Origin of the sequence: Brevibacillus reuszeri (assembly GCF_001187725.1) — a bacterium.
Lineage (GTDB): Bacteria > Bacillota > Bacilli > Brevibacillales > Brevibacillaceae > Brevibacillus > Brevibacillus reuszeri.
Map to the genome: position 1 here is coordinate 30,546 of NZ_LGIQ01000002.1, position 17,622 is coordinate 48,167.

A 17,622-nucleotide genomic window follows, 5' to 3' on the forward strand; every position below is an offset into this window, starting at 1 on the left:
CCCGGACTTTTTGAATTTCCTCTTTGGAAAAGGGAGCAATGAACGATGGTTAACTACGACGCAATGGATTATCCCTACGCATCTAAGCGTGTGACCACCTATGCAAAAAATGGCATGGTAGCTACTTCGCAGCCATTGGCAGCACAGGCTGGCCTCGATATTTTGAAAAAAGGCGGAAATGCGGTTGACGCAGCAATTGCTACGGCTGCGTGCTTGACTGTAGTTGAGCCGACCTCGAATGGCATTGGCGGAGACGCATTCGCTCTTGTATGGATCAAGGATGAATTACACGGGCTGAACGCGAGCGGTCCGGCTCCACAGGGCATCTCGATTGAAGCGCTCAAAGCAAAAGGTCTCGAGGAAATGCCAACATACGGCTGGACTCCTGTAACTGTACCGGGTGCACCGGCAGCGTGGGCTGAGCTGTCCAAACGTTTTGGCCGTCTGCCTCTGACAGAAGTATTGCAACCAGCGATCGACTATGCGGAAAATGGATACCCGCTATCCCCGACCTTGGCTCACTACTGGAAGGTAGCGCATAAAAAGTTCTCGCAGCTGTGCACAGGCGAGGAGTACGCTCACTGGTTCAAAACATTCACGCCTGACGGCAAAGTACCGAAGGCAGGGGACATCTGGAAATCACCAGGTCATGCCCAGACGCTGCGCCAAATCGCACAGACTAACGCAGAAAGCTTTTATCGTGGAGAGCTGGCGGATAAGATTGATGCCTTCTCTCGTGAGTGCGGTGGCTATTTGCGCAAGGAAGACCTGGCAGCGTACCAGCCTGAATGGGTGAAGCCAGTAGGTGTTCATTACCGTGGCTACGATGTATGGGAGATCCCACCGAATGGTCAAGGCATGATCGGTTTGATGGCACTGAACATTCTGAAGGGCTATGATTTTGCCGCAAAAGAAACAGTAGATACGTACCATAAACAGATCGAAGCGATGAAGCTGGCATTTGCAGATGGACTGAAATACATCACAGAAGAAAGTAAGATGAAAGTATCGGTAGCGGATTTGCTCTCCGAAGAATACGCGAATACTCGCCGTGCCCTGATTGGCGACGAAGCACTGACACCAGAGCCAGGACAGCCGAAATCAAGCGGTACCATCTACTTGGCGACTGCTGATGGCGAGGGTAACATGGTCTCCTTTATCCAGAGCAACTACATGGGCTTTGGTTCTGGAGTTGTGATTCCAGGGACAGGTATTGCTATGCAAAACCGCGGTCACAATTTCTCGCTGGATCCTGAGCACGACAACTGCCTGGAGCCTGGCAAAAAAACATTCCACACTATTATTCCAGGCTTCTTGACCAAGGATGGAAAAGCAGTAGGACCATTCGGGGTAATGGGCGGCTTTATGCAGCCACAAGGACATGTGCAGGTAGTAATGAATACAATCGATTTCCACCTCAATCCACAAGCCTCGCTGGATGCACCGCGCTGGCAATGGACAGAAGGAAAGACAGTGGAGCTGGAGCGTCATTTCCCAGAGCATCTGGCGTTGGCATTGGAGCGCAAGGGTCACACTATCAAGTGGGCACAGCTTGGAAACTACTTTGGCCGTGGACAGATTATTTGGCGCGATGAAAATGGCGTGCTGAGCGGCGGAACCGATATGCGGACTGACAGCGCTATTGCGGCGTGGTAGGGTAGAACAAAGCTTTATTTGCAAGAGAAAGATCGTACACCAATTGGGGGTGTACGATCTTTTTTTGTGCGGCTGGATCATAGCCAGCTAGACGGTCTCGTAGATGCTTCAACAGCCTGCTTCACTACTTTCTCAAATGGCTGGAATGCGACAATCCGGGATTGGCGGAACACTTCCTTTCCTTCTATAAATAGGAGAACGGTTGGCGCTGTAAATACGAGGAACTCGCCAGATATACTCGGAATCTTCTCGATAGATGCAGCAGCCCCGACTACTTGCGGATAGCTTTCCAACAGCTTCGTTGTTTTTTCATAGGTCGCATCACATACACCGCAGTTTGCCATTTTAATAAACAGCAGACAGATCGCGTGACGCTCGATTTCTTCTTTTAGCTCAGCTAGCCTCGTGTATTCTCTCATGGTGACACCTCTTTCCTGGATGGTTTTCAGAGCCAAGTCTTACTTGTTCAGAAATGGTTGAGATGGGGGGAGTAGAATAAAGAAAGGAGCTTATTTTCCTTTAAGGATGATTACCGACAAGTATTACGATAACCTAAATGCCAGAGGAGAAGCTATTCCATGAGGAGTATTATGATTGTAGATGATACAGCGTTTACACGTCTTGTGCTGCGAAACATATTTGAGTCTTTGGGGTTTGTTGTGATTGCCGAAGCCGATACAGGCGAGGATGCGGTCAAAAACTATTGCTTGTTTAAGCCCGAGCTCGTATTTATGGATATCTCCATGCCAGGAATGAACGGCTTGAATGCCTCGCGCAAAATTATGGAGATAGACAGTGAAGCGAAGATTATTATCTGTTCTGCACTCGTGCACCGCGAAACGGTCATTAAGGCCATTCAGGCTGGCGCAAGAGATTTTATCGCAAAGCCACTTCAGACGGAGCGGATTGAATGGGCGATCCAAAATGTCTTCGGGACGGATATGTACCTGCAATAGGCCAGGACAGAAAAACGACAATAAAGGTCAAATAGCACAGTAACAAATGAAGATATTGTCGCTAGAGGCTATGATTTCATAGGCTTATTTGTAGTTGGAAGATTTTGTGCTTTGAGAAAGTAGAAAAAACCCTTCTTTGACGTGATGTCGAGAGAAGGGTTTTTGGGTTGGTCGGCTGCGATATTACTTTGCATCAAGATCGCTTCCAAGCGACGTACCAGGCAGTGATATCGGGGTGAACAGGAGAGTCCAGCTCCTGTTCCCATCTGGAGGCGAGCAGATCGTATTGTTCCTCTACAGCAGCATGATTACCTGTCATTGCATACAGCCGCATTAGCTGGAAGTAGCTGTCATCCATGAGCGGATGGAGAGATTGCATGAGCAGATTTACTTTTACAGCCGCATGTATCATCTCTTGCTCAAAGTAAAAATTACTTAAATTTTTCGCCAGCTGCAGCCATAATCTACGCAGCCGCTCACGCTCGTACTCAGCCCATAAGTACTCATGCTCTCCCAAGTAGTCACCATGATACATCTCCAAAATGCGCTCATACACTTGGGCATTATGTAGCGAGGGGGGACTTAACTGGGAAGCGTGATTTTCCCATTCCTCTACATCGATTTGAACGGAGTCTACACTGAGCTTGTACCCGTTCTCCAAGTTTCCTTTGGTGATCGTAATACCTTCGAGTCCGTGCTGCTTCAGCGTTTGACGGATGAGATAGATCGTTGTATAAAGCTGTGTTACGCCTTTGGACAGATCGCATTCCGGCCACAACAGCTCAATCAGTGTGTCTTTGTCTATCATCCGATTGCGGTGATGCAAGAGGTAAATAAATAGTTCTCGTGCTTTAGCCGTACGCCATTTTATGACGCGCGGTTCTTGATCCTGGTATTGAAACTGAAGATGATTAAAGCATTTTATCGTAATCAAAGGCTTCGGTTCGACATTTACCTCGTGATCACTTTTCAGACGCTTTCTCAGGCGCTCTATCGTTTTTTGCAGGCGATTGAGCTGCACAGGCTTCATGATGTAGTCCAGTGCGCAAAGCTCAAATGCTTCAACTGCATATTTATCATAGCCCGTCACGAAGACAATCTCAGGGGGAGAATCATAAGCCTGAAGCTGCTCTCCGATTTCAAGGCCGCTGATGCCAGGCATGTTAATATCGAGGAACACGACGTTTGGTTTGAGGTTTTTCACCATTTCGAGAGCCATAAGAGGATCTGAATACGTTCCGATCACCTCAATGCCAGCTATGTCGCGTTCCAGCACTTTTTGCAGATGCAGTAAAGGTAGCTGTTCATCATCAACCAATATTGCTTTCATCGAGTGATCCCTCCCTCCTATCTACTCTATCATTATTTTTCCAGTTGTCCAAACGTTGATTATTGGAAGAATTGTGAATCGGGTACTCGTTATATGATGATGACACTTGAGATTCCATAGGTTTCAACCATAAAAAAGTGGCTGAACAGAGTCAACATTTCTGCTCAACCACTTTTTCTTACTCCTAACAGTTGTCACAAACAGGTCTATCCCGAGTAAGTCATTTTCACTACGCGCGTACCGTACTTTCAAACTTGCCTTTGTGGGCGCCGTTACAGAAAGGCTTATTGGTGGATAGACCGCATCTACAGAGATACATCTGGTTTTTTGACTCCATCGGATTCCCTTCACCATCCAGCAGTGTAACTTCGCCAGTGACAAGCAGAGGGCCGTTATCCAGCACTTTAATATCTGCCATTTTCTCACCTCCATTTCATCATTACTTTTCCCTTGCAGGAAAATGATTACTCAGGAGGAAGCTTGATTTAATCGTAGCTGAAAGTAACGACCTGCTGGAGGTCTGTATCGACACCGATGGCTACAGCATTTTGGCCATCAGAATAGTAGAAGTAGCGCTTGGAATTGTGTGTACTCGTATCAGATGTTTTGACGAGTTCAAAAGAAGTAGGGGCGAGGAGCTTTTGCGTTCGGATAAAATCGGCAGCAGCTTTCTCCAAATCTGCTTCTGCGATCGCTTGTGTCGCTTTTTCACCATTTGATCCGATGACATCAACAGAAAGTGATAAAACCTGTTTTGTCTGTGGCTCGATGATCGCGTGGAAGCCGTAAATATCTCCTTCGACTGGCTTGTTCTTCAATATGGCATGTACGGGAATGCCTTTGTAAATGGGCTTCCCTGTAGCGGAATCTACTAATTTGGATGGGTCCTCGAGCGTGATTTCACGGTCCTGAGTATCTACCTGCAGATGATAGTACTTTCTGACAGCGGCAGCGGCAATTTGTGCAGCTTCTTCTCTGCCAAGACCTTGGACTTGTTCCAATGGTTTTTGTGTGGTGCATCCCACCAGTAGACAGCAGAATACGAACAAGCTGACATACACGAGCTTTTTCATTTCGATCCTCCAAGCCGTTCCTGTAGTTATATATATCCTAGCAAGGAATGGATCAAGTCGAAATGGATTTACCTTTCCCGAACCTTACGTTTTTGTAAGCTGGGCTAACAAAAAAAGTTGAGTGAGCAGGGATTCACTCTGGAGAAGACGAAAAATTCGGAGTACAGCCATTTGGGGGAGGTAAGAACATGAATGCAAAAGAGCTGAATCAGGCGATTCAATCGTATGTGCGAACAGAGACTTTTCCAGTTGGGGTTAAAATTATAAAAGAAGAAGCAGCGCTGCCAGCCAGAGCAAAACGGCCGCAGCGAGACCTGGGCTATCAGATTACGATTTGCCAGTCCGTCAGTTTTTCGCGCCGCTATGGCTGGAGTATTGCGATGAATGGGGCTGATTTGTCCTGTCCGATCGCGCAGGTTGCCTTTGGGTATGAAGAGCAGCCGGCATTTTATGCAGAAGGCAATCTCGCCTGTGGAATGTATACGGATACGCTTGAGGCAGGTGCGAAAAGTGAACTGGACGTACCGAAATTCTCCGCAGAGGAAAGCGGCTTCTATGTATCGTATCCGCTGGAGCGAGCAGAGGTCGATCCAGACGTGGTTGTGATTTACGGGAATGCAGCGCAGGTTATGCGTCTGGTAGCAGGGATGCTCTACAAGCGGGGCGGCTCCATTCCATCGACGTTTTCTGCCCGGGCTGATTGTGCCGATATCGCTATCAAGCCGTTGCAAACAGGCGAGCCGCAGGTCATTGTTCCGTGTTATGGAGATCGATTGTTTGCCCAGACGCAAGACCATGAGATGGCATTCAGTTTTCATTTCCGCGATGCGACTGAGTTGGTAGAAGGCCTGGCTGGGACACAAAAAGGGGGAGTGCGCTACCCGATCCCGTCCTTTTTGCGCTATCAGGCAGAATTTCCTCCGACGTATCAAAAGCTCGCGGGATTGTTTGGGGAAGGGAAGTAGTGGTTCAGCATTTTTTCTGCTTCCTCACGAATGCGTGTACGTAGTGAATCTGGTTCCAGAACGGCGACTTGTGCTCCCCAGCCGAGTACCCAGGGAATGATTTCCTCGATTTGCCGCACACGCAGTGTGACGATTACTGCTTCCTGATGCTCCGCGATTTCTTCGATAAAAAATTGATTGGATTCTTTTACCTTGTCGACGATTGCGCTGCTTATTTGTATTCGTACGAGCAGTTTCCGATCATCCTTTGGCCTATACGACTCCAAATCAAAATCCGCGGGGCACGTAAAATGTTCGTTCAAAACGATAAGCCCGCTCATTCGTGACAGCCGAAAGTTACGGATGTCCTGACGCAAATCACATTGAGCGAGGAGTATCCATGAGCCACGCATGAGGACGAGTCCATAAGGAGCAACGTCCCGTACGCTATCCCGGTTGCCATCTGCCTCCGGGATGTTTTTTTTGTAGCGGAAGCGTACCTTTTGGCGGTTTAAGATCGCTTGCCTGAGCGTTTCCATATAATCATGCGTTTGCCCTTTTGCCATGTATCCGCAGTTGCCCAGCAGGCGAAAGGTGGAGCGGACACGAGCGGTCTCTTGACGTACCGGATCTGACAGGAGCGACTCCAGCTTGCGTTGAGAGGATTTGGCATGCTCCCCGTATGAAGGATCAAATGCTTGCTCCACAAGTCCTGTGCCGATCAAGAGGGTGACGGCTTCTTCAATCGAAAAACTCACAGGAGGCAAAAAGTAGCCCTCCATCAGGGAATAGCCGAGGCCAGGGGAGCCGACGATGGGGACGCCAGCCTCGCTCAGCGCCTGCATATCACGATAAATGGTTCGGACACTGGTCTCAAAGGTTTCGGCCAGATCTTCTGCCCGAAGCAATTGCTTGCATTGGAGCTCGAGTACGATGGCCAGCAGCCGGTCCGTTTTATTCACGAGAGGATACCTCCTTTTGCCGGGGTGATATAATCCAAGTTTATCCGATTCTGAACACATGACCAGATCAAATTGTTTACATGTCTGCAAATGCTACTGACATGATGCTGTCAGTAGCGCTGCGATATGATAGCCCTATAGACGGATGAGCTGAAATGAGAAAGGGTGTTCCTAGATGAATACAGTGGAAATGTTGAGCCAGTTTGAAGAGGTTGCCGAGCAATATGTAAAAGCTTTGGAAGGATATTCTGCTGAGCAGTTCACGAAAAAGCCTGCAGCAGATGAATGGTCGCTCGGGCAGCTGTACAATCACCTGATACAATCGGCTGTTCATATGCAAATCCGAGCAATTGAGCAATGTGCATCCGGGAATGGTGTAGTGGGAGAAGGCAAAACAGAGAATGGTGAAAAGATTATCGAGGCTGGGAAATTTCCGCCAATCGCGATTAAGGTTCCTGATTCACCGGAGTACACGCCAGCTAACGCTGAATCAACAGAAGAAGTAAAACATAATTTGCTTCAACTGATCAATCAGGTGCGTGAGCTTGAACCGACTCTGGCAACGATTTCGCCTGATCAAAGAATGCCACATCCCGCATTGGGGTATTTGAATGCTGCCGAATGGTACCAGCTGATTTTTATGCATTTTGTCCATCATTTGCGTCAAAAGGAAAAGCTGGATGCATTTATTCAAGCCTAAATGCTACTATATGCAAAAAGCTACCCACATCAATCAAGTGGGTAGCTTTTGCTTGTAGTTAAGGATAATTTACACGAGATTTTCTGGGTTCAAGCCTTCTAGCTCTGGCAGTACAAAGCGTCCGTCTTTGCGGATCAGTACATCGTCAAACCAGATTTCGCCGCCGCCGTATTCAGGGCGTTGGATTTGCACCAGATCCCAGTGAACAGAGGAACGGTTACCGTTATCGGCTACTGTATACGCATTACCAGGCGTGAAGTGGAAGCTGCCTGCGATTTTTTCATCGAACAGGATATCCAGCATTGGGTGCAGGATGTGCGGATTAAAGCCAATCGCAAATTCACCGATGTAGCGCGCTCCGTCATCTGTATCGAGAATCTCGTTCAGTGCTTTTGTATTCGAGCTTGTTGCCTCCACGATTTTTCCTTCTTTGAATGTGAACTGAACATCCGTGAAGGAGATGCCGTGATAGTTCGTTGCTGCGTTGTAAAAGATCGTTCCTTCTACAGAGTCACGCACAGGAGCGGTGTATACCTCACCGTCTGGAATGTTGCGTTTCCCATCACATTTTACAGCGTTGATGCCTTTAATGGAGAAGCGCAGGTCTGTGTTTGGACCGACGATACGCACACGGTCGGTGCGATCCATCAATTCTTTTAATGGTGTCATCGCCTTGGACATTTTTTCATAGTCCAGATTGCAGACAGAGAAGTAGAAGTCTTCGAAGTTCTCCAGACTCATGCCAGACAGCTGAGCCATGGATTTGTTCGGATAGCGAAGCACTACCCAGCGTTTGTTCGGCACGCGCTCATTCGTATGTACTGGCTGGTAGAGGATGCGCGAGTAAATGCCCATTTTGTCTTCTGGAACATCTGCAAGCTCATTGATGTTGTCGTAGGCGCGAATTGCAATGTATGCGTCCATGTCCTTCATCCGGTCATACTCGTATTTAGCCATGAGAGTCATATGCTCTTCGCTTGTTCCTTGGTAGAGCGCGCGAAGAATTTCCTGATCTTTCAGAGTGACCAACGGGAGAGCGCCAACCGCAAACGACTCGCGGACGAGTGCGCGTACTAATTCAGGCTGCAGACCTGTATTTTCAATCAGCACTTTTTCTCCTTTTTGCAAATGGAGTGAATAACGGACAAGACGACTGGCTAATTCATTAATGCGTGGATCTGCCATTTTTTACGCAACCTCCATAATTAGAAAATATGTAGCGAGTAAGATAGTTCTATAACTCCATCGTGTGAAGCAGTGTCGTCGATAGAAGTTTTTTTCACGTGCAAGAAAGTTTAAGTTCTTCACCGTATGAAAGCAATCATGTTTAAACTTTCTGGAACGCATACAAACTTTCCACTAAACGCGGTCGCTCCACCTAGAGTATACATCGATAGAAGTTTTTTTACTGCTATTATGGCATATCTGCCTACAGGCTCGCCAGTGAATAATGCAAGGGCTTACAAGCAAGCTTCGTAGATCGCGATGATGTCTTCTGCATTCAGCTTTCGTGAGCTTGGCAAGTGGCCGACGCCTCTTCCACCGATGTGGACTGCTTCGGCAGCCATATGCGGCATGACCTCACGTGTCACCCCAAAGTCTGAGAGCTTCTCGGTAATGCCCATATTCTCATACCAGTGACGAACAGCATCGATAGTAGCACGAGCAGCAGCTCGCGTGTCTTCTTCCATGACACCAAAGCAGCTTCGTCCCATGCGTGCCAGTCGTTCCGGGCGATCAGGCAAAATGACCTGCTCGAAATACGGGAGGGACAGGATGGCTAGTCCACGACCATGCGCCATGTCAAAAATTCCGCTCAGCGGGTGCTCAATCCCGTGCAGAGGCATGCCAGCACCGCGACCTCCTGCTGCGAACGGACTGATCCCAAGCGTGCTTGCCCATAAAAGGGTCGATCTCGCTTCTTCATGGTTCGGCTGCTCGATAGCAGTAAGCGAATGCTCCACTACGAGGCGAATCAATGTTTCGGAAATGCCATCCTGCACATTCGTTTTGTCAGCGCTGATCAAATAGCTTTCAAATAGATGGGAAAAAATATCTGCACATGATTCAGCGGTGACACGAGCCGGAACCGTGAAAGTGATAGAAGGATCGAGAATTGCGATTTTCGGATAAAGAGCTGGTCCGTTGATCGAAGATTTTTCATGCGTATCCCAGTGAGTCAGAACACTGATGTTGTTTGCTTCAGAGCCTGTAGCAGCGACGGTAGGTACTGTCAGTAGTGGCAGTGCATCCTGTACAGGTACGAGCATTTGGTTTGATCCAGTAGGGTTTCCGCGCATGTAGTCATAGATTGGGCGACCGGACTTGGCAGCAGCTGCAATCGCTTTGGACGCATCCAATACAGATCCGCCTCCAACTGCCAGCACGAAGTCACATCTGTGCTCACGTGCCAGTGCTGCACCAGCATCTACGGTAGCAGTCCGCGGATTAGGCTCGATTTTGTCAAACAAGACAAATTCTACTTGTGCTTCTTCTAGTAGAATCTGCACGCGGTCCAGAAGACCGGTACGCTTAGCAGCACTTCCGCCCGTGACAAGCAGGGCTTTTTGACCCAGCGTTTTGGCTTCCTGCCCCAAACGTTGAATTTCGCCCATGCCAAAGTAGATAAGGGTAGGAAAAGATACCTCAAACGGAAACATCTTTTATTCCTTCTTTCGCGTAAAGGTTTACACCGAACCTTAGTGTATCACAAATAAAAGGGTACGAGCTCACGAGCTTACGTCAGTCATGCTACCCGAAACTTTTCGCTAATCTCATGAAGACGCTTTGATAATACCTGCAAATCATCAGCTAGCTGACGCGATCTTTCTATAGAAGAAAGCTGCTCGCACGATGCCTGCCACATCTCCTCTGTGCTGCTTTTTGTCTCCTGGGAGATGGCGACGAAGGTTTCCAGCGATTGATCCACTTCTTTCAGGCCAATCGAGATCAATTCAAGTTCTGCATGGGCAGCGTGAAGCTCGCCAGTTGTCTGATCTACAGCTTCTCTCATTTGCCGGAAAGACTGCTCTGCTTCGGAAAGCTTCCTTTTACTTTTCTGAAGCTGGGTACTAGCCAGAATACTTTCACTAGAGATTGTATCGGTCTCGGTTTGCACCTGCGTCATGATACTAGTAATCCGAATGGTCGCCTTTTCCGATTCGTTAGCCAGCTTGGCTACTTCATCAGCCACCACAGCAAAGCCTCTTCCATACTCTCCTGCACGTGCCGCTTCGATCGCTGCGTTCATCGCAAGCAGCTTGGTCTGTTTGGCAATCGCTTGTATTAATAAAATGATCTGACCGATTGATTCTGATTGCAGGCGAAGATGTGTCATCCGATTATCCAACTGGGCATAGGTCTCGGCAAAGACTGCGATCGTTGAGGTTAGGTTGGAAATTCGCTCATGCCCGGTTTTCGTTGCCTGCTCCATCTGTACACCTGCTTGCAAAATGGAGTTAATTCGAAAGAAAAGCTCATCCAAGCCCTTTTTCATTTCATGAAAGGTGTTGTTAGCTATTTCTGTGGAGACAGCCGTTTGCTCGACACCCTTATTTACGGATTCAAGTCGAACTGCCAGAAGAGAGGACAGCTGGCTCGTATCGTCGGCATTTTGCTGGATTTGTACCCCGCCTTGCCCTAGCTCAACCATCATCTTCTGCATTTCCCGAATCATCTGAGCCATCTGCGTGATCATATGATTGAAGCTGTCTGAGATAGCGCGGATTTCTGGTCCCTCATGCTGCATGTCCAATCGCTGCGACAAATCTCCAAAGCTTACCTGCTGCATGCTTTTGATCATGACGGAAAAGGGAGCGGTGATTCCTTTGGTGATAAACCAGCAAATGACGGCAGAGACGAGGAGACTGCCAGCTACCGTCAGCAGGATGAGTCGGGTTGTTTGATGCAGTGGTCCCAAGTATTGATCCTGCAAGACATCCAGTACATAAACCATATTTTCTTCAGGCGAATGGGTAAAAGCCAATGTATGTATGACGCCGTCAACAGGCAAGTGAAGGACACCAAAGCGCTCAGCTTCCAGTTGAGGGGCTACTTCCTTGGGTATTGTGATCGGTCCGATCGTTACGTTATCAATGGGGTGAAACGCGCCACCATGTACCATAAACTGCTGAACGGAAAGACCTTCTTGAGCGAGACTTTGCCGCTGCTGCCCTAGCTCGAATTCCAGACGCTTTTGATAGGTTTCTTCATCTGCAGAAAACATGAATTTCATGAGGGAAATCTTTTCGATGATTTTATCGGTTTCTGAATCGAGCCTTCCTTCCATTTGGGTGATGATCATCTGCTTCACTTGAAAGTAAAAGGTTCCTCCGATAATACCGGAAGCAGTAAGGAGAATGGCAAGGAGTGGGAGAATCATTTTCGTGCGGAGCCTGGTACGTCTATTGAGCTGGAAAAAAGGTGAAAGAAGAGTAGAAAATAATGTCTGAGTCTTCAAGAAAAATCCCCCTAATCAAAATAACAATGCTACTAGGGACTATTGTAAGGAGAAAGTGTAGAGCTAGTGTGGAGGGTATGTAAACGAATGTTTACAAATAAAACACAATATAATTTACGTCAAAAACCGAACGTTTGTCGAAGTGTGTTTCCTCTTTTTTCGTTGATAAATGCGTATGATTGTGTTTTAATGTATTTGAAACGTTCGTGTATTTACCGTAACTTAACCTTTTTACCTAGGAAGGTGACTCCTACAGTGGAAAAACAAGAACAACTCTACGAAGGCAAGGCGAAACGTATTTATCGGACATCAGTGCCTGATCAATACTGGGTGGAGTATAAAGACGACGCAACGGCATTCAATGGAGAGAAACGGGCGCAAATCACCGGAAAAGGTGAGCTGAACAATCGCATCACCGCTATTTTCTTCACGATGCTGAAAGAGAGTGGCATCGACAACCATTTTGTTCGCCTGTTGTCTGCAAACGAGCAGGTCGTACGAAAAGTGGAGATTATTCCTTTGGAGGTAGTCGTGCGCAATATCGCGGCTGGCTCACTCGCCAAACGCCTGGGAATGGAAGAAGGGACTGCTCTTCCACAGCCGGTTGTTGAGTTTTACTACAAGGATGACGCACTAGGTGATCCGCTGGTGAATGCTTCTCACATCAAGGTGCTCGGCATCGCTAGCGAAAGCGACCAAGCGACTCTTGAGCGCATGGGACTTGAAGTCAATGAAGTCCTTCGTCCTTATTTACGTGAGCGAGGCATTACACTGGTCGACTTTAAGCTTGAATTTGGCAAAACTGCGGATGGGGAAATTCTCCTCGCCGATGAAATATCGCCGGACACATGCCGGTTCTGGGATTCAGAAACGAACGAGAAGCTGGATAAAGACCGCTTCCGTCGGGATTTGGGCAACGTAGAAGATGCGTATCAAGAAATGCTTAAGAGACTGGGAGGAGACGTACATGTTTAAAGCTGTTGTTTATGTAACTTTGCGCGAGAGCGTGCTTGATCCACAAGGCCATGCGGTAAAAGGTGCTTTGCACACACTCGGATTTGATGAAGTAAACAATGCTCGCATCGGTAAATATATGGAGCTCACGCTGGATACAGCTGACCGTGCTCAGGCAGAAGAACGTGTACGTGAAATGTGCGAAAAGCTGCTGGCCAACACGGTGGTTGAAGACTATCGCTTTGAGATCGTGGAGGGCTAATAGATGCGAGTAGCGGTTATCGTTTTTCCAGGTTCCAATGCTGACATCGACTTGTACAACGCAGTTGAAGATGTAATGGGTGTGCCGGTTGATTATGTGTGGCACTCTGATACCGATCTTTCCCAGTATGATGCGATTCTGTTGCCAGGTGGCTTCTCGTATGGCGACTACCTGCGCTGTGGTGCAGTCGCTCGCTTTTCTCCAGTGATGGAGCAAGTGGTGAAGGCTGCAGAAGAAGGCAAACTGGTTATGGGAATCTGTAACGGATTCCAAATCCTGACCGAAGTAGGCCTATTGCCAGGCGTTCTCTTGCGCAACACTTCACTCAAGTTCCGTTGCAAGCTGTCGGGACTGCGTGTAGAAAATAACCAAACCGCGTTTACTCGTGATTACGCGGCAGGGGAAGAAATTCATATTCCGATCGCGCATGGCGAAGGAAACTACTACTGTGACGAAGAGACACTGGAAAAGCTCAAAGCGGGCAATCAGATTGTATTCCGCTACCATGGCGAAAATCCGAATGGCTCTCTTGAAGATATTGCAGGAATTTGCAACGAAGAGGGCAATGTGCTGGGCATGATGCCTCACCCAGAGCGCGCTGTGCATACATGGATGACTTCTGATGACGGCCGCCGCATGTTCACCTCGATCCTGAAGACGTGGAGGGAAAAAAGCAGTGTCACAACTCACGCATAAAGAACCGACAGCCGAACAAATTGAGCAGCAAAAGATCTACCGTGAAATTGGTCTGACAGAGGAAGAATATAAGCGTGTAGTCGATATCCTCGGCCGCAAACCGAACTGGACGGAGACAGGTCTTTACAGCGTCATGTGGTCTGAGCACTGCTCCTATAAAAACTCCAAGCCTGTTCTGCGCCGCTTCCCGACTAAGGGACCTCGCGTTTTGCAAGGACCGGGCGAAGGTGCTGGTATTGTAGACATCGGCGATAACCAAGCCGTTGTTTTCAAAATCGAAAGCCATAACCACCCATCTGCAATTGAGCCGTACCAAGGTGCTGCTACAGGTGTAGGCGGAATCATCCGTGACGTTTTCTCCATGGGTGCTCGTCCGATTGCTGTACTGAACTCGCTTCGCTTCGGGGAGCTGACTACTCCTCGCGTAAAATATTTGTTTGAGCATGTAGTTGCCGGTATCGCTGGCTATGGAAACTGCATCGGGATTCCTACCGTAGGCGGCGAAGTCAACTTTGACCCTACTTATGAAGGAAATCCTCTCGTCAACGCGATGTGTGTGGGTCTGATTGACCACGAAAAGATTCAAAAAGGCGTAGCCTCCGGTATTGGCAACCCAGTGATTTACGTTGGTTCCAGCACTGGACGCGATGGTATTCACGGAGCGACCTTTGCTTCTGAAGAGCTGACTGAAGAATCCGAGAAAAAACGTCCTGCTGTACAAGTAGGCGATCCATTTATGGAAAAGCTGCTTCTTGAAGCATGCCTGGAGCTGATCGACACCGGTATTGTCGTAGGAATTCAGGACATGGGAGCTGCCGGCTTGACTAGCTCCAGCTCCGAAATGGCTTCCAAAGCAGGCAACGGTATCGAAATGAATCTGGATTTGGTGCCACAGCGTGAAGCTGGTATGTCTGCCTACGAAATGATGCTCTCCGAATCCCAAGAGCGTATGCTCGTGGTCGTGGAAAAAGGCAAGGAAGCAGAAGCCATTGCGATTTTTGACAAATGGGGCTTGGCGTCTGCTGTCGTGGGTAAAGTAACAGAAGACAGCAAGCTGCGTCTGCTGCATAAAGGCGAGGTCGTAGCGGAAGTACCCGTAGACAGCTTGGCTGATGATGCTCCTGTATACCATCGTCCATCTGCGGTACCTGCTTACTATGAAGCAAACGCAAACGTAGATGTTATTGCAGGAATCACTGAGCCAGCAGACTTGAACGGAGCCTTGAAAAGCTTGCTCGCTCAACCGACTGTAGCAAACAAAGCATGGGTCTATGAGCAGTATGACCATATCGTTCGTGCCAATACAGCCGTAAAACCAGGCTCTGATGCTGCTGTCGTGATGGTGCGTGGTACACGCAAAGCACTCGCGATGTCCACCGATTGCAACGGACGCTACGTATACCTGGATCCAAAAGTAGGCGGAGCTATCGCTGTAGCAGAATCTGCGCGCAACGTTGTTTGCTCAGGTGCAGAACCGCTTGCGATTACAGACTGCCTCAACTTCGGAAGCCCGGAAAAGCCGGAGGTATTCTGGCAGTTCGAGAAATCGTGCGAGGGCATGAGCGAAGCGTGCGTAGCACTGGACGCACCAGTTATTGGCGGAAACGTTTCTTTCTATAATGAACGCAGCGGTGACGCCATCTATCCGACTCCAACTGTCGGCATGGTTGGTTTGATCACAGATGTTGACCATATTACAACGCAAGATTTCAAAAACGAAGGCGATGTCATCATCTTGCTCGGCGAAACATTCGCAGAGCTGGGTGGCTCTGAGTATCAAAAGCTGGCTACAGGCTCGATCTCCGGTCGTCCGCCACAAATTGATCTGAACAAGGAAGCGGCTGTTCAAAAGCTCGTTTTGGCTGCTATCCGCAAAGGTCTGGTCAGCTCGGCTCACGATCTGTCCGAGGGCGGTTTGGGTGTTGCTTTGGCAGAGTCTTGCTTTGGCAAAAACGTAGGTGCGCAAGTATCGCTGGACTCCGAGCTGCGTCATGATGTTCTCTTGTTCAGTGAATCACAGTCTCGCATTTTGCTCAGTGCATCCAAAGAGCAGGTAGCAGCGATTCTCGCATTGGCAGGTGAGCATGGCGTACCGGCAAAAGAGATCGGAACAATCGGTGGCGAGCGTCTGGTAGTGAATGTGAACGGAAGTGAAGCGATCAATGCTTCTATTCAAGAGGTGAAAGCAGCCTGGAAGGATGCGATTCCATGTTTGATCGGTTAATCTGGGATAAACTGAACGAAGAATGTGGCGTCTTTGGCATTTACAACCATCAGGAAGCTTCCCAATTAACATATCTGGGGCTTCATGCCCTTCAGCATCGCGGTCAGGAGAGCGCAGGTATCTGCGCCTCCGACGGCGAGAAGTGGTATAAGCATCGCGGAATGGGACTCGTATCTGAAGCTTTTGGTAAGGGTGATCTGGAGAAATTTCGTGGTCATATCGCCATTGGTCATACTCGGTACACAACGGCCGGGTCCAGCAAGATCGAAAATGCACAACCTTTATTTTTCCGTTATGCGCAAGGCAGCATGGCTGTCGCTCACAACGGTAACCTGGTGAACGCTGCTGTTCTCAGAAAAGAGCTGGAAGCAAAAGGCTCCATTTTCCAAACGACCAGCGACACCGAAGTAATTGCCCACCTGATCGCGCGCTCCGAAAGCCGTGACTTGCCTGGGGCTGTAAAAGATGCCCTGCAGCACATTAAAGGTGCGTATGCGCTTCTCGTTATGAACGAAAATCAACTCGTTATCGCCCTTGATCCGAATGGATTGCGTCCGCTGTCTTTGGGACGATTGGGAGACGCAATTACCGTTGCTTCCGAGACCTGTGCTTTTGACATTATCGGAGCGCAGTACTGGCGTGATGTTCAGCCAGGCGAGTTGATTGTCATTGATAAAAACGGCGTGAGCGAATCAAAGTTCACCGAGACTACACAACGCTCGATCTGTACCTTTGAATACATTTACTTTGCACGTCCTGACAGCGATATTGATGGAATCAACGTACACATGGCACGCAAGCGTCTCGGCAAACAGCTGGCTTTGGAATCGGCGATTGAGGCAGATGTTGTGACGGGTGTACCTGACTCCAGTATTTCCGCGGCGATTGGCTTTGCGGAAGCGACAGGGATTCCGTATGAGATCGGCTTGATCAAGAATCGCTATGTCGGTCGCACGTTTATCCAACCGAGCCAGGAGCTGCGTGAGCGTGCTGTTTACCTCAAGCTCTCGGCTGTACGCAAGGTCGTAGAAGGCAAACGCGTGGTCATGATTGACGACTCGATCGTTCGCGGCACGACCAGCAATCGGATTGTGCGCATGCTGCGAGAGGCGGGAGCCAAGGAAGTTCACGTACGCATCAGCTCTCCACCAGTCATGAACTCCTGCTTCTATGGCATTGACACCTCGACCCGTGATGAACTGATCGCGGCAACCAAATCCATTGAGGAAATCCGCCAAATCATTGAAGCAGATTCTTTGACCTTCTTGTCTGTGGAAGGCATGATCGAAGCAATCGGGCGTCAGGATTCGGCTCCGAATAAAGGACACTGCCTCGCATGCTTTACCGGGGAATATCCGACTGAAATTGAATTTGAAGAGGCGCTACCTGCGCTCAAATGCTAATAC

General features: G+C 48.6%; 17 protein-coding genes. 9 read left to right on the forward strand and 8 right to left on the reverse strand.

The features are described 5' to 3' along the window. Nucleotides 1-45 precede the first annotated feature (45 nt). On the forward strand, nt 46-1,656 hold the full coding sequence (ggt, locus tag ADS79_RS00735; RefSeq protein ID WP_049736510.1) for a gamma-glutamyltransferase: 1,611 nt from the start codon (nt 46-48) through the stop codon (nt 1,654-1,656). A 77-nt stretch (nt 1,657-1,733) separates the two neighbouring features. On the opposite strand, the gene ADS79_RS00740 is transcribed toward ggt, so the two are convergent. Next, entirely contained in the window at nt 1,734-2,075 is a 342-nt protein-coding gene (locus ADS79_RS00740; protein WP_049736511.1) for a thioredoxin family protein, read from the reverse strand. A 159-nt stretch (nt 2,076-2,234) separates the two neighbouring features. On the opposite strand from ADS79_RS00740, the gene ADS79_RS00745 reads away from it, so the two are divergent. After that, nucleotides 2,235-2,612 (forward strand): response regulator, encoded by a 378-nt coding sequence (locus ADS79_RS00745; RefSeq protein ID WP_049736512.1) that lies wholly within the window; start codon nt 2,235-2,237, stop codon nt 2,610-2,612. 193 nt (nt 2,613-2,805) lie between these two features. Here ADS79_RS00745 and ADS79_RS00750 read toward each other — a convergent pair whose 3' ends face one another. The 3 genes from ADS79_RS00750 to ADS79_RS00760 all read right to left on the reverse strand — a co-directional run bounded on the left by ADS79_RS00750 (nt 2,806) and on the right by ADS79_RS00760 (nt 5,015). Then, entirely contained in the window at nt 2,806-3,942 is a 1,137-nt protein-coding gene (locus ADS79_RS00750) for a response regulator (protein ID WP_049736513.1), read from the reverse strand. Between the two features lie 229 nt (nt 3,943-4,171). Further along, nucleotides 4,172-4,360: a CDGSH iron-sulfur domain-containing protein gene (locus ADS79_RS00755; RefSeq protein WP_049736514.1), complete on the reverse strand. Its 189-nt coding sequence runs from the start codon at nt 4,358-4,360 to the stop codon at nt 4,172-4,174. 67 nt (nt 4,361-4,427) lie between these two features. Next, on the reverse strand, nt 4,428-5,015 hold the full coding sequence (locus ADS79_RS00760; RefSeq protein ID WP_049736515.1) for a hypothetical protein: 588 nt from the start codon (nt 5,013-5,015) through the stop codon (nt 4,428-4,430). A 188-nt stretch (nt 5,016-5,203) separates the two neighbouring features. Here ADS79_RS00760 and ADS79_RS00765 point away from each other — a divergent pair, with 188 nt between their 5' ends. Further along, a complete protein-coding gene (locus ADS79_RS00765; RefSeq protein WP_049736516.1) occupies nt 5,204-5,980 on the forward strand; it encodes a DUF169 domain-containing protein in 777 nt (258 codons plus the stop codon). Here the strand turns inward: ADS79_RS00765 and ADS79_RS00770 are convergent. After that, the gene (locus tag ADS79_RS00770; protein WP_049736517.1) at nt 5,944-6,921 is read right to left on the reverse strand and encodes a helix-turn-helix transcriptional regulator; all 978 of its coding nucleotides are present in this window, start codon (nt 6,919-6,921) and stop codon (nt 5,944-5,946) included. The genes ADS79_RS00765 and ADS79_RS00770 overlap by 37 nt on opposite strands. Before the next feature lie 175 nt (nt 6,922-7,096). On the opposite strand from ADS79_RS00770, the gene ADS79_RS00775 reads away from it, so the two are divergent. Further along, on the forward strand, nt 7,097-7,621 hold the full coding sequence (locus tag ADS79_RS00775; protein WP_049736518.1) for a DinB family protein: 525 nt from the start codon (nt 7,097-7,099) through the stop codon (nt 7,619-7,621). 69 nt (nt 7,622-7,690) lie between these two features. On the opposite strand, the gene ADS79_RS00780 is transcribed toward ADS79_RS00775, so the two are convergent. The 3 genes from ADS79_RS00780 to ADS79_RS00790 all read right to left on the reverse strand — a co-directional run bounded on the left by ADS79_RS00780 (nt 7,691) and on the right by ADS79_RS00790 (nt 12,080). Continuing rightward, nucleotides 7,691-8,806, reverse strand: coding sequence for an aminopeptidase (locus tag ADS79_RS00780; RefSeq protein WP_049736519.1), 1,116 nt, complete (start codon nt 8,804-8,806; stop codon nt 7,691-7,693). A gap of 275 nt (nt 8,807-9,081) precedes the next feature. Beyond that, nucleotides 9,082-10,281, reverse strand: a complete 1,200-nt coding sequence (locus ADS79_RS00785; protein WP_049736520.1) for an iron-containing alcohol dehydrogenase — start codon at nt 10,279-10,281, stop codon at nt 9,082-9,084. Nucleotides 10,282-10,367: 86 nt separating this feature from the next. Beyond that, nucleotides 10,368-12,080, reverse strand: a complete 1,713-nt coding sequence (locus ADS79_RS00790) for a methyl-accepting chemotaxis protein (RefSeq protein ID WP_049736521.1) — start codon at nt 12,078-12,080, stop codon at nt 10,368-10,370. Between the two features lie 255 nt (nt 12,081-12,335). On the opposite strand from ADS79_RS00790, the gene purC reads away from it, so the two are divergent. The 5 genes from purC to purF are packed head-to-tail and all read left to right on the forward strand — an operon-like array spanning nt 12,336 to nt 17,619. Then, nucleotides 12,336-13,055, forward strand: a complete 720-nt coding sequence (gene purC / locus ADS79_RS00795) for a phosphoribosylaminoimidazolesuccinocarboxamide synthase (protein ID WP_049736522.1) — start codon at nt 12,336-12,338, stop codon at nt 13,053-13,055. Next, nucleotides 13,048-13,296, forward strand: a complete 249-nt coding sequence (gene purS / locus ADS79_RS00800) for a phosphoribosylformylglycinamidine synthase subunit PurS (protein ID WP_049736523.1) — start codon at nt 13,048-13,050, stop codon at nt 13,294-13,296. Before purC ends, purS begins: the two co-directional genes overlap by 8 nt. A gap of 3 nt (nt 13,297-13,299) precedes the next feature. Then, entirely contained in the window at nt 13,300-13,992 is a 693-nt protein-coding gene (gene purQ, locus ADS79_RS00805) for a phosphoribosylformylglycinamidine synthase subunit PurQ (protein ID WP_049736524.1), read from the forward strand. Beyond that, nucleotides 13,973-16,216: a phosphoribosylformylglycinamidine synthase subunit PurL gene (gene purL, locus ADS79_RS00810; protein ID WP_049736525.1), complete on the forward strand. Its 2,244-nt coding sequence runs from the start codon at nt 13,973-13,975 to the stop codon at nt 16,214-16,216. The genes purQ and purL overlap by 20 nt, the downstream gene beginning before the upstream one ends. After that, on the forward strand, nt 16,201-17,619 hold the full coding sequence (gene purF / locus ADS79_RS00815) for an amidophosphoribosyltransferase (RefSeq protein ID WP_049736526.1): 1,419 nt from the start codon (nt 16,201-16,203) through the stop codon (nt 17,617-17,619). Before purL ends, purF begins: the two co-directional genes overlap by 16 nt. The last annotated feature ends 3 nt before the right edge of the window (nt 17,620-17,622 follow it).